The sequence below is a fragment of the Pseudoalteromonas nigrifaciens genome, from assembly GCF_002221505.1.
Lineage (GTDB): Bacteria > Pseudomonadota > Gammaproteobacteria > Enterobacterales > Alteromonadaceae > Pseudoalteromonas > Pseudoalteromonas nigrifaciens.
On the sequence record NZ_CP011036.1, the window covers coordinates 1,496,309 to 1,509,613 of the forward strand.

Genomic DNA, 13,305 nt, shown 5'->3' on the forward strand with positions numbered 1-13,305 from the left:
TTAATTAGCGCTTAGGTTAAATAGCTTTACACCTTAGCGGATTAAAATCTCATTTCTATTTTGCCGTAAACGTAGCGGCCATTAAAACCAAATGGCGAAAAGCTTGAGTACGAAAATAAGCGTGAGAATGTAGTTACGTCATCAACTAGGTCGCGGGTTGGATCTGGGTATACATCAAAAATATTATTAGCACCTAAGCTTACCGATACATTGTCAGTTACTGCGTAGGCTACATCTAAATCGGTGATCCATTTAGGTTTTAAAACCTCGTTACGCTGTGCAATATCCGATGGATCTTGGGTTTCGCCGTAGCGAGTGTTTCGTAGGGTGGCACGCCAATCATCCATAGTCCAAACCGCGCTTAAGTTATATTTATTACGCGGGGTACTTACTTCAAAGCGACGTAGTTCGTTACCAGAAAATAAGTTGTCTTGATCAAACCCAGCGCCTTGCAGCTCTGCAGGTGGGGCAATAATGTCTGTTACTTGGTTTTTGCCATAGTTAAAGCCTAAATTAAATGCTACATCGCCGTAGTTATCTGTAATTAGGTTATATGAAGCAACCACATCAACACCGCGAGTTTTACTATCAATAGCGTTTAAGAAAAATCGTCCTTGATTAGCCCCTGTACCTTCGAGTAAATCGGCAATAGCAGCGCCAGATAAGTTATTCGACAGTACAATACGGTCATCAATAAGTATTTGATAGTAATCTACCGATAAGCTGAAATTAAAGTCGGTTGACCAAGTAAAGCCTATTCCATAGTTGGTGGCTTCTTCGGCATCTAGGCCAGGTGATCCGAGTGCTTTTGCAACGTTACTGCTGGGTGCAAAAGTACCGGTTTGTGTGGGTTCACCATCAACAAATACAGTAGCAACTGAAGTAAAATGTTGTTGCTGTAGCGAAGGCGCTCTAAAACCGGTTGATACTGAGGCGCGCAGCGCTAAATCTTCGGTTAGTGTATAACGTGTGGCAATTTTACCGTTTAAGGTATCACCAAAGTCAGAGTAATCTTCGTAACGCGCTGCAACGGTTAAGTTCCAGTTGTCGGTAATGTAGGCTTCTAAATCTACGTATAAGCTTACATTATGGCGGCTGTTATCGCTTGCCGATTCAGGGGTAAAGCCAGGGAACACTTGCGAGCCTGCTGAACCAAATGGGCCGTTCACTGGATCGGTTACTGCACCACCAGGGCCAAATGTACCTTGGGCATAAGAGGCTTCTTCGCCTGCTTGAATTTCGTAGCCTTCGCGGCGGTACTCAGCACCTACAGCAATGTTTAAGCCGCTGGCTAAAAAGTCGACATCAACCTCGCGGCTAAAATCAACATTAAGCGTAAGTTGGTCGTAGGTAAGTGTACCGGCATCAAAACGTGTTTGGCTGCTTGGCCCATACGAGGTATTTACGCTATCTATTACACCAAATTCAAAGTCATCTAGCCCGTATACGGCAGATACATCGTAATTCCACTCACTCACAAAGCCTTTAACGCCCAATGCGAGAGAAAAGTCATTTATATCAGAGGTGATAACCGGTAAAAAGCCGTCGGGGTAAATTTCGGTGACGTTACGATCATCTTGCGCGCGGCGGTAAAAACCTCCACCTTCGCCTTCACGTTTACTATAAGAGCCAAAAGAATACAGTTCAGCGTTATTTGTTAGCTCATATCCTGCGTTATAAAAAACAGAAAAGTCTTCTACATTACCATTACCAAAATTATGATTGTAGCGATCCCAGGTTAACTCGCGTGGATCGAGTGCGCCATTTACGGAGCCATCATCTAAACGAGCGTAGTTTTCACGTTGGTCGTAGTCAGAGCGATTGGTTGAATGACGATCGCGATATTCGGTAGATATATTTAAAAAACCGTTATCGCCTAGCTCAAATCCCATATTGCCTTGCAGTGTTAACGTTTGACCATCGGTTAATGAACGGTCGCTCCCTTCGTTAAAGGCTAAATTACCATTGGCATCTTCTGATACCGATTTAAGTTCAGGCACGCCATCCATTTCGGTCATGTTTGCGCCATATATAGCCGATACAGAACCGCCACTACTGGCACTTTTAAGTACAATATTAATAACACCGGCTATTGCGTCGGATCCATATTGTGCAGCAGCGCCATCACGCAGTACCTCAATTCGGGCAATAGCATTGGCCGGAATAGCATTTAAATCAACCGATGATGAGCCTCGACCCGTTGAGCCATTTAAATTAAGTAGCGCATTACTATGACGGCGCTTACCATTAACAAGGACTAAGGTATGATCGGGTGCTAAACCACGCAGTTGAGCTGGGCGTACATGGTCACTACCATCGGTAAGTGATGCTTGCGGAAAGTTAAAGCTAGGCAGTAAGCTACTAAGCAGGGCGTTGGTTTCGGTTTGGCCTGAGTTTTTAAGCGAATCGGCACCAATAATATCAATTGGAACTGGGCTGTCCTCTAGAGTTCGGCCTAGTCGGCGCGAGCCAATAACACTAATTTTTTCAATATTTGCCTCGGCTTGGGTGTCTTGCTCAGCAGCAGATGCGTACATAGAGCCCAGTAATGCCGCCGATACGCTTAGCGCGCACACAGTGAGTGGCGTTGATTTTTGCAGTTTTAATAATAATTTATTATTCATGTTGATTCCCTCATTCAAAAACGCAGTAAATTAGTTCAGTTAAATTGCAGTAACAATTGAGCTAATTAAAATTACAGCTTTTAACATATACCCAAGCAGCAAAGGCAGTCAATTGAATAACATTCAATAAACATAATGTTTACTTGAAAGTGAGGGGGTTAATGATAGAAATTTATTTTATTAGCTATAACTCACTACATTGTTTACTAGATATAACTCACCACTTTATTTTTCCAATGAGCATATCTTTAAACATAACCCAGTCGCCCCACAAACTGTAAAAAGGGTGCTTGAAGGTAGCGGGTCTGTTTTTTTCAAAAAAGAAATGCCCAACCCAGGCAAAACCATAGCCAATTACTGGTAACAACCACAATAAAGGGTATTGCGATTTAAGCACCGCTACGCCAATAACAAAAAGCACTAAAGTGCTGCCAATAAAGTGCAAGCGTCGGCACGTAATGTTGCGGTGCTCTGTTAAGTAGTAGGGGTAAAATGCTTTAAAGCTATTAAATTTAGGGCTGGGCATGTATTGCTCTTATTTATTTATGCTGCGTAATCTTATTAAAGCCTAAATTTACACTTGTTTACAGCGACAAGTGGTATTGAACGTATCTAGGTAGACAAACTTGCTTAAAGTTAATAACTTAGGCCTACTATTAAAAATCAATAATAATGGAACGATAAATGTTTAAACAAACCCTAGCATGTGCTGTTCTTGTAGCACTTAGTGGCTGTTCAGAGCCAGCTAATACCGCAACTAATAAAGAAGCTAAAGCACCCATGAGCCAAGCAAATTCAGTAAACTACCCTGTAACTAAAAAGGGTAATGTAGTAGATAACTACTTTGGCGAAACACTGGCCGACCCATATCGCTGGTTAGAAGATGATATGAGCGCAGAGACTGCCAGCTGGGTTAAAGCACAAAACAAGGTAACCTTTTCGTATTTAGAGCAAATTCCTTATCGCGATAAGTTAAAGCAGCGTCTTGAAAAGTTAATGAACTACGAAAAAATAGGCGCTCCCTTTACCGAGGGCGATTACACCTACTTTTATAAAAACGATGGCCTGCAAAACCAGTATGTTTTATATCGCAGTAAAGAGGGTGGTGACGTTGAGGTGTTTTTAGATCCAAACACGTTTAGCGACGATGGCACTACGTCTATGTCGGGGTTGTCGTTTTCAAAAGATGGCTCATTACTCGCGTATCAAATATCTCAAGGTGGCAGTGATTGGCGCAAAATTATTATTATAGACACGCAAACTAAAGAGCAAGTGGAGCAGGCTTTAGTTGATGTGAAATTTAGTGGCATAGACTGGTTAGGCAACGAGGGTTTTTATTATTCTAGCTACGATAAACCTGAAGGCAGTGAGTTGTCGGCTAAAACCGATCAACATAAAGTGTACTATCACACCTTAGGATCTGATCAAGCAACCGATAAGCTGGTATTTGGCGCAACCGATGAGCAAAAGCATCGTTATGTAGGAGCAGATGTAACGCATGATGGCCGTTATTTACTTATTTCTGCCAGTACTTCTACTTCGGGTAATAAGCTATTTATTAAAGACTTAACTCAAAAAGACAGCGAGTTTGTGACTATTGTAGGAAACACTGACTCAGATACATCGGTTATTGATAACGAAGGTAGCAAGCTGTTTTTAGTGACTAACTTAAATGCCCCAAATCAAAAAGTAGTGACGGTAGATGCAGCTGATCCTGGCCCGCAAAACTGGCAAGACTTTATTCCCGAAACCGAAAATGTATTAAAGCTTACTAAAGGCGGTGATACCTTTTTTGCAAATTACATGGTTGATGCTATTTCAAAAGTGAAACAGTACAACAAAAAGGGTGAGCTAATTCGCGATATTACCTTACCGGGTGTGGGCACTGCGGGTGGCTTTAGTGGCAAAAAAGAGCAAACAACGCTGTATTACTCTTTTACCAATTATAAAACCCCAGGAACGACTTATACGTTTGATGTAACTACGGGAGAGTCGGGTGTTTATCGTAAATCTGGGGTTGATTTTAATAGTGACGATTACACCTCTGAGCAAGTGTTTTATAACTCAAAAGACGGCACTAAAGTACCTATGATAATTACCTACAAAAACGGTATAAAGTTAGATGGTTCAAACCCAACTATTTTATATGGTTATGGTGGTTTTAATATTAGCTTAACGCCAAGCTTTAGCCCAACCACTGCCGCTTGGCTTGAACAAGGCGGTGTGTATGCGGTCGCCAATATTCGCGGTGGTGGTGAGTACGGGAAAGAGTGGCACAATGCGGGCACTAAATTACAAAAACAAAATGTATTTGATGACTTTATTGCCGCAGCTGAGTATTTACAAAGCAAAAAGTACACATCTAAACAGCGCTTAGCTCTGCGTGGCGGCTCAAATGGTGGCTTATTGGTAGGCGCAGTTATGACCCAGCGACCTGATTTATTTCAAGTGGCGCTGCCGGCTGTAGGCGTACTCGATATGCTGCGTTACCATACATTTACTGCAGGCGCAGGCTGGGCGTACGATTATGGAACCAGTGAGCAAAGCAAAGAAATGTTTACTTACATAAAAAACTACTCACCGCTGCATAATGTAAAAGCGGGCATAGAATACCCTGCAACTATGATAACAACAGGGGATCATGACGATAGAGTAGTGCCTTCGCACTCATTTAAATTTGCTGCGCAGTTACAAGCTAAACAAGCGGGTACAAACCCTACGCTTATTCGTATTGAAACAAACGCCGGACATGGTGCAGGCACACCAACGAGTAAAATTATTGATTTGTACGCCGATATGTATGGCTTTACGCTTTATAACATGGGAGTTAAGTCTCTTTAATTACGACTTTTTCAAAGTGAAGTAACCACAAAAAAACCGAGTAAATAAACTTACTCGGTTTTTTATTAATCGTTTATAAGCCACTCATTATTGAACAGGTGAAAACAGCCGTTGATAGGTTTTATAGGCGTATTCATCACTCATACCACTGAGGTAATCGCAAATAATACGCATACCTTGGTTTTGTTTTTGCGCCTCTATGTACTGGGCTTGCGTGGTTTCGGGTAATAACCGCAGCGGATCGCTTGCAAAAGCGGTAAATAATTCAATCAGTAGATTTTGCCCTTTAAACTCAATTTGTTGCATTTTAGGGTTGCGAATTAAGCGCTGAAACACAAAGTGTTTAAGTATTTGCAGTACACTTTCGTACTGAGTTTCTAGCTTGGCTGTGTATTTTAAAATAGGGCATTCGAACGCTTCGTTTTGCACATCTAAATGAATATGAATGATAAAGGTATTAACCAGCTCGCCTATGGCATCTTTGCGCTCAAAATCATGCTTTGAAAACAGTCGTAAAGTGAGTGATTCAAGCATATCGTTTAACCAGCTAAAGTTAAGCGCCTGCAGTTGTGGTAAAGCATGGGTTTGCCAATCATCAAGAGTAAGTACTTTGGTGGCTATGGCATCTTCTAGGTCGTGTACCGCATAGGCTATATCGTCGGCGTGCTCCATTATGGCGCTATCGAGCGACTTATAGCTGGTTTTAGCGCGGTACTTATCTATTGCCGTGTGGTTACTTAACAAGCTTTTATCGTTTTGACTCAAGGGCTCTACTATCCAATTGAATATAGCCGCATCGTCGTTATATAAGCCTTTAGCTGGTCGCCAATCGTCTGCTTTAATAAATGCACGCTCAGGGTTTGCTTTAGGGATAGTGTGCCAAAGCTTATTTATAAATGCAGGGTATTTTATAAAGCCCAATAAGGTGCGGCGGGTAAGGTTCATACCATGGCCGTCGCTGTATGGTTCAAGCTTGGCAACAATACGCAGCGTTTGCGCGTTGCCTTCAAAACCACCGTGATCGCGCATCATATAATTAAGTGCAATTTCGCCGCCATGACCAAACGGCGGGTGGCCAATGTCGTGGGCTAAGCATAGGGTTTCTAGTAATCCGGTTGACGGAAAATGGCTAAAGTCGCTGTGTTGTACTTTTAAATGGCGCAGTATGCCGGTGCCAATTTGCGACACTTCTAATGAGTGAGTAAGGCGAGTACGGTAAAAGTCGTTTAAGCCAATACCCATAATTTGGGTTTTAGCTTGCAGACGCCTAAACGCAGCAGCATGAATAATACGTGAGCGATCAACCTGCCACGGTGAGCGATTATCATTAGGGCGGTGTTTATATTGTTCTATAATTCGGCTTTGCCACTGTTTGTCCATACTACTGACTCGTAATTAGTTAATAACGTTAGAATATACCCATGAACTATAAATTGCGAGTGCACACGTTGTACGGTATTTGCGCAGTTAGTGAAAGTTCGCCTTTATAAAGTGGCTTAGGTATAATAACGCTTCGTATGTATGTGCATTACCCATACATAATTTAAAGTTTTATTGAGAGAGTACATGTTAAAAAACATTATAAAGTTTATATTAGCCGCACTTTTTATTTGGGCACTGGCGTTTCCTTTTTTACAAAGTGACGAGAGTGGTTCAGATGAACAAACAAGTTCAGAGCAATCTAAAAAGCAAAAGAAAAAAGAAAAACCGCTGCACAGTGTAACGCTACCAAAGTTTTCTGAGTTTGCGGATGTAAAAGATAAAAAGCGGGCATTTTTTAACTTTATTAAACCGCATGTAGAAGCCGAAAATAAAAAGATTTTACAACAACGCGCTAATTTAGAAATTGCTCGAATGATGCTTGAAAACGACTTACCGTTAGATGAAAAACAAAGCAATGATATTGTTAAAATATTAAAGTCGTACGACCTACCCACAACAATAGATAGCTTTACGCTTAAACAAGCACTTCGCCGTGTAGACGTGATCCCTAAAGAACTAGCCCTAATGCAAGCTGCTAATGAGTCTGCGTGGGGAACATCGCGATTTGCACGTATTGGCCTGAACTTTTTTGGCCAGTGGTGTTATTCAAAAGGCTGCGGTATGGTCCCTGGTAGACGCGATACCGGTGCTGCACATGAAGTGGCTGCGTTTAAGTCAGTGCGTGCTGCGGTTAGTTCTTACTTTAAAAATATAAACACCCATAATGCTTATAAAGAGCTGCGATCTATTCGCGAAAACCTACGCTTAGAACAACAACCCATAGCAGCAACATTATTAACTCAGGGTTTAATGTCGTATTCAGAGCGTGGTGAAGCGTATATAGAAGAGCTAAACACTATGATTAACCAAAATAGAGCCTACTTTGATGAATAAAAGTGTATTAAATATAATGACAGCACTGTCGTTAACACTACTGAGTGTTACCGCATTAAATGCCTCTGCTAGAGAGTTTGTAATGTCGTACGATGGCTTTTACGATCGCTTAAAAGTGGTTAATAAAGGTGATTTTCAATATGCGCGAGTTAATTTTTATATTAGCGATATTGGCACTAACGAAGCCTGTGCAATTAAAAGTGGCACAATTTTAACCGAAAATAACGAATACCCGCTCAATTACACCGAACAAGCGCAATTATTACTGCCTTTTGATAAGCAACTTGATACAGATAAAGCGGTTATTGTGGTGCAACCGCAAAATCCGGTACATGACTGTCAGTTAAAATTACAAATAGAAGCGAATGAACTTGAAGGTTTAAGCTTTACTAAACAGTCGTTATTTACTATACACACTGAACTTGACGAACTGTTGGCTGATTTATCGGGATTTTTTGTTAGCAAATTAATGTGGTTTTTATTACCAGAACAAAAAGGCGTAGTTGTTACCTTTAAAAAGCCAATGCATTTTGATGATGAAAGCATTGAGTGTAAAAAATCAGTGTGCTATTTCGCTGTTGCAGACAATTGGCAAGACGATACCAAAGAATTAGCTGATATAGCAGATGTTATAAAAGTAACACCTTGGATAACTAAATAAATATAATTTTATAAAAAATTATTTAAAGCGGCTTTTGCCGCTTTTTTATTTAGTAACCTTAACTCTGGTTAAGAGATTTACTAACGTATTGAATCATAGTTATATTTAGCTTTATTTTCTCTAGCCAGAGATTTTCAGTGAATTCAACGCAGTTAGCGCTGAAAATAGCTGCTTGAGATAGGTTTATTATCCGCAGTTGAGGTTATTTAGTAACCTTAACTCTGGTTAAGTATTATATTGCGGACGTGTTGGCTTGCGAGAAGAGGTGTGATCGTATTGGCTAACTACTTTGTCGCGGCCTGTTTCTTTTGCAAGGTATAGGTGTTTGTCGGCGTGTAATAGTAGCTCTTTTAAATTTAGCTGGTTAATAGTGGTACTACTAACACCGGCACTAACAGACAGAGGAATGGATTGATCATTACAATAAAATGGTTGCTGACGAATATTAAAGCTTAATTGCTCTGCCAAGGTATTTGCTTGCTCAAGCGTATAACCATTAAGCAATACTGCAAACTCTTCTCCCCCAATTCGCGCTGTTATGCCAATATTCATAAATAATTGGCTGATATGTTGCGCTATCCATTTTAATGCTTGGTCGCCTACATCATGGCCATATTTATCGTTTACACGTTTAAAAAAATCTATATCTAACATAATTAAAGCAAGGGTATGATTTTTATCGGCTGTATTGGCTTTAATGTTTTTACAGGTAGAGAAAAATCCGCGGCGATTTAATAATTGCGTTAACGAATCATTGTTTGCCAAGTTAATCAGCTTAGATTCTGAATTTGCAAAAATAATAAAAGGCAAAATTAAAGCGCAGAGTGTGGTAATAAAAAGGTGCGCTATTAATAGTATGTGTAACTGGGGCTTAAAGTCATCATTATTTGAGGTTATAAAGGGGAGCAACAATAAAATAACTTGTCCTAACATCACTAAGCTATGTGTTACTAAGCCTATTATAAGTAATCGTTGCTGTAATTTAGCAACGCAGTGTGTTTTTAATAAAATAAAAGCGCCGTATAAAAATAAAATGGCAACAATAAAGCTTGTTAATATTTGGCTTAAAACATGATTGTATACAAACACGAGTAATAAAGCGCACAAGCCATAAAGGTAAGCCAAAGGCGTTAAGTTTATTACAGCTTTGTTGTTAAACTTATTTAAGCCGATTACAAGTAATAGTGGGCTCAGTATAATAAATAGGTTTGCAAGGTAGTGAGTTAGGCATGGGAGGTTTAGCTCTTCTTTAAAGCTCACAAGTAAAATAGCAGTGGCAAACGAGATACAAGCACCACCAAATAACAAAAAGCTAGTTGTTTTTTTGTGCAGGTAAAAAGAAGTAAACAGTATACCTATCAGTAAGTTGAAAATAAAAGATAGGCTAGTTATAGTTGGTAAGTGCAGCATGTTGTAAGTACTCTTAAATATAAAGTGGCAGAGCAATTCGCTGCGTCCGTGTATTATATACTGTTATAAAATTTAAAAAATCGTTGTAAAGCATTGTATTTATAACTAAATAAGTATTTATAAATGCTGAATGACTGTGCTTATACTAAACTCTCTAATGCCGAATCAATATCAGAAAAATGAAATCGGTAGTTATGCTCTAATGCTTTTTGGGGGAAAACATATTGTCCGGTAATGAGCAGATCAGCCATTTCGCCCATTAACAGCTTTAACACAAGCGCTGGCATAGGAATTAGAGCTGGTCGAGATAACGCCTTACCTAAACTTTTGCTAAATACTTTACTACTTACAGGGTTTGGTGCCGTTGCATTAATAGGCCCAGTCATATTTTTATGTTTTATAATAAATAATATTAACTGCGTCATATCGTCAATATGGATCCACGACATACCTTGCTCGCCATTGGCAATAGGGCCGCCTAAACAGAGCTTAAACGCCGGTAGCATTTTGCTCAAAGCACCGCCTTTTTTTGCTAATACTATACCTGTGCGCAGTAAACACACCCGGGTACTAGTTGATTGAGCTGCTAATGCTGCGTTTTCCCAGTCTTTACAAAGCTGGTGGCTAAACTCATCGTGGGGTTTATTATTTTCTTCATCAATTGGGGTAATGCCTTGGCGACCATAAAAACCAACAGCGCTGCCTGATATAAACGTATGCGGTGGGGTATTGGATGCAGCGATTGCTGCAGATATTTGTTTTGTTAGCTCAATGCGGCTATCGCGAATAATCGATTTTTGCTTATCACTCCAGCGTTTATTTACAATGGGCTCACCTGCGAGGTTAATTACTACATCAATATTATTAAAATCAACCGCTTCTATGTTAGTAACTGCATTTATTTTATGCCCTAAAAGTACGTTTGCTTTTGTGGGGTTACGGCTTAGCACAGTAACACTATGATGATGGGTTAAAAAAGGACAAAGGTGTTGGCCAATTAAGCCAGTAGCTCCAGTAATAAAAATATGCATAACACAGCCTTATTTTTTAATTGCTAGCAAGTGTTTAAAATTTATACTCGCTAGTGCTTGGTTTTGCAAATTTATACGTGTAATGCAGTTTTATGATCACTTAGTAAATATTTCATTTTATTAGCTTTTGCCTTACACTAAAGCCTAATAAAAAATAATAAGGATCATAATATTGGCAAGTTTAACAGGGGTAAATAAAAGCTTAATTATTTTTGCTGCACTAGTTATTGTGCTCGCAGGGATCAAGTCGGCCAGCGCTATTATTATTCCCTTTATTTTAGCGGCATTTATTGCAATTATTTGCAGCCCGCTAATTAAATTTTTTGCTCGCTATCGTATTCCTAAAGGCATTGCTGTTATTTTTGTGGTGCTTATTATTGTAGGGCTAGGAGTCAGCCTTGGCGGCTTGGTAGGGCAGTCAGTTAACGATTTTTCGCAGCAACTTCCGCAGTTTAAAGTTAAATTAAAAGAAGAGTTTGTTTGGCTGGTTGATATAGCGTCGCAGTACAATATTTTAATTAATAAAGACCAAATATTATCTATGTTTGATCCTGGTAAAATGGTTGATGTCGCCACCAATATGCTCACCGGCTTAGGTGGAGTAATGGCGAATATGTTTTTAATTATTTTAACCGTGGTTTTTATGCTATTTGAAGGGCCGTCACTTAATCATAAAATACATTCGGCGCTTAACGATCCTGATAAAAAAATGAAACAAATTAATCGCTTTTTAGACTCAATTAACTCTTATTTAGCCATTAAAACCTTAGTAAGCTTAGGAACGGGTATATTAGCTGCTTCTTTACTGTGGTTTTTAGATGTCGATTATTTTGTATTGTGGGGTGTATTAGCCTTTATGTTTAATTACATTCCAAATATCGGTTCAATTATTGCTGCTGTACCTGCGGTATTATTGGCACTTATAACGCAAGGCCCTTTAGTTGCTGGTTTAGTGGGAGCCGGATATTTAGTTATTAATACTGTGATGGGTAATATAGTAGAGCCTAAATTTTTAGGTAAAGGGCTGGGGCTTTCTACCTTAGTGGTGTTTTTGTCTTTGATATTTTGGGGCTGGTTATTAGGCTCTGTAGGTATGTTGCTGTCGGTACCTTTAACTATGATAGTTAAAATAGGGCTTGAGGCAAGTGACGAAGGCCGCTGGGTGGCAACATTACTAGGTACAGGCGAAGAGCTTACTGAAAACTAATTTATAGCAAAGTAGTATATTACTTTGCTATAAGCATAACTTTACGGCTATTAAACTTTTAAAGCATTAATAGCCGTATCTGCTGCGTTTATTGCACCTTCTAAATATCCAGCCTCTTGCTGCGCAAATTCACTGCCAACAAAATGAATATTTAAGTTAGCTAACTGTGAGCTTAGCCCCGAGTAGTTAAACTCTGGGTGTTGTGAAGGCCCTGTTTTATCATTTTCATTTGCTACATAGGGGTCAGCTGCCCAGTCTTTAATAAAATACCCCGTTGCCGCGTATACTTCATCGCCATAAAAATAAGCAAGTTGCTTTATACACGCTTGTTTTAATTGCTCAGTGCTTACTGTACTGCGCGTTGAATAAGGTACACCAATAAAGCCAAATAGGGCGGGGTGGCCATTATGACTGGCGCTTGCATCGTGAACTTCTACTAATGGCCCAACACGGCTAAAGCATTGCCCAGATAAGTTTTTATCACGCCAAAAAGCATGTTCAAAAGTTGCTATAAATTTAGCTTGGCCTGCCATCCATGTAGGCACTGCAGTTAAGCGATTTATAAGTGTTTGGTCAGCCCAAAGATCAGGAGTTAAGTGTTGGGTTATCATACGTGGGGGGAGCGCTGCAATTAGTTGCTTTGCGCTAAATTGCTTAACTTTGCCATTGTGGTTAGCGGTTATATGCCAGGTATTTTGTTGTTTATGTAATTTAACGACGTGATGCTCTGTTAGGATTGAAGCCGGATTAAGCTGCTCATACAAGGCTTTAATTAAGCTGTACATGCCGCCTGTTAATCTTAGTAGGTGCATTTCGCCTGCACCTGCTATTTGTTGTGGCTTTAGCGTTTGCGCTGCCTGATATAACACATCGCCTTGTGTATATTGTGCAAATACAGGTAAGCATAATAACGAGATAAGTTGTTGAATTTTAGGTTGATGATCAAAAATCCAAGTAGGGCCTAAATCAAAGCTAATAGCACTATTGTGAGTGTCATGTGCTGCTTCAATTCGCCCGCCTAACTGTGGTTTTGCTTCTAATAATAGGTAGGGAATATTGCGTTGCTGTAGCAGGTATGCACTATATAACCCAGCTAAGCCGCCGCCAATAATAATAACGGGTTCATTTGTAGTGGATTTGCTCATAGTAAGCTTT

At 39.8% G+C, this 13,305-nt stretch carries 10 protein-coding genes; 4 read left to right on the forward strand and 6 right to left on the reverse strand.

Features of this window, described 5'->3' with window-relative positions; translation table 11 throughout:
- Positions 1–41 precede the first annotated feature (41 nt).
- The gene (locus tag PNIG_RS07355; protein ID WP_089368162.1) at positions 42–2,624 is read right to left on the reverse strand and encodes a TonB-dependent receptor plug domain-containing protein; all 2,583 of its coding nucleotides are present in this window, start codon (positions 2,622–2,624) and stop codon (positions 42–44) included.
- Positions 2,625–2,841: 217 nt separating this feature from the next.
- The gene (locus PNIG_RS07360) at positions 2,842–3,150 is read right to left on the reverse strand and encodes an Mpo1-like protein (protein WP_011327955.1); all 309 of its coding nucleotides are present in this window, start codon (positions 3,148–3,150) and stop codon (positions 2,842–2,844) included.
- A gap of 158 nt (positions 3,151–3,308) precedes the next feature.
- Between PNIG_RS07360 and PNIG_RS07365 the strand changes: the two genes are divergently transcribed.
- Positions 3,309–5,465, forward strand: coding sequence for a prolyl oligopeptidase family serine peptidase (locus PNIG_RS07365; RefSeq protein WP_089368163.1), 2,157 nt, complete (start codon positions 3,309–3,311; stop codon positions 5,463–5,465).
- Positions 5,466–5,552: 87 nt separating this feature from the next.
- Here PNIG_RS07365 and PNIG_RS07370 read toward each other — a convergent pair whose 3' ends face one another.
- Positions 5,553–6,845 (reverse strand): anti-phage deoxyguanosine triphosphatase, encoded by a 1,293-nt coding sequence (locus tag PNIG_RS07370; RefSeq protein ID WP_011327957.1) that lies wholly within the window; start codon positions 6,843–6,845, stop codon positions 5,553–5,555.
- A 186-nt stretch (positions 6,846–7,031) separates the two neighbouring features.
- Between PNIG_RS07370 and PNIG_RS07375 the strand changes: the two genes are divergently transcribed.
- A complete protein-coding gene (locus tag PNIG_RS07375) occupies positions 7,032–7,841 on the forward strand; it encodes a glucosaminidase domain-containing protein (protein ID WP_089368164.1) in 810 nt (269 codons plus the stop codon).
- Positions 7,834–8,502, forward strand: coding sequence for a DUF2987 domain-containing protein (locus PNIG_RS07380; RefSeq protein ID WP_041454402.1), 669 nt, complete (start codon positions 7,834–7,836; stop codon positions 8,500–8,502). Before PNIG_RS07375 ends, PNIG_RS07380 begins: the two co-directional genes overlap by 8 nt.
- 225 nt (positions 8,503–8,727) lie before the next feature.
- Here the strand turns inward: PNIG_RS07380 and PNIG_RS07385 are convergent, their stop codons facing one another.
- Complete coding sequence (locus PNIG_RS07385; protein WP_089368165.1) at positions 8,728–9,912, reverse strand: GGDEF domain-containing protein; 1,185 nt, start codon at positions 9,910–9,912, stop codon at positions 8,728–8,730.
- Between the two features lie 140 nt (positions 9,913–10,052).
- Positions 10,053–10,943: a TIGR01777 family oxidoreductase gene (locus PNIG_RS07390; protein ID WP_089368166.1), complete on the reverse strand. Its 891-nt coding sequence runs from the start codon at positions 10,941–10,943 to the stop codon at positions 10,053–10,055.
- Between the two features lie 172 nt (positions 10,944–11,115).
- On the opposite strand from PNIG_RS07390, the gene PNIG_RS07395 reads away from it, so the two are divergent.
- Complete coding sequence (locus PNIG_RS07395) at positions 11,116–12,150, forward strand: AI-2E family transporter (RefSeq protein WP_041454403.1); 1,035 nt, start codon at positions 11,116–11,118, stop codon at positions 12,148–12,150.
- Between the two features lie 50 nt (positions 12,151–12,200).
- On the opposite strand, the gene PNIG_RS07400 is transcribed toward PNIG_RS07395, so the two are convergent.
- Positions 12,201–13,295 carry a flavin monoamine oxidase family protein gene (locus tag PNIG_RS07400; protein ID WP_089368167.1) on the reverse strand — a complete coding sequence of 365 codons (1,095 nt, stop codon included), beginning with the start codon at positions 13,293–13,295 and terminating at the stop codon, positions 12,201–12,203.
- Positions 13,296–13,305: the final 10 nt, after the last annotated feature.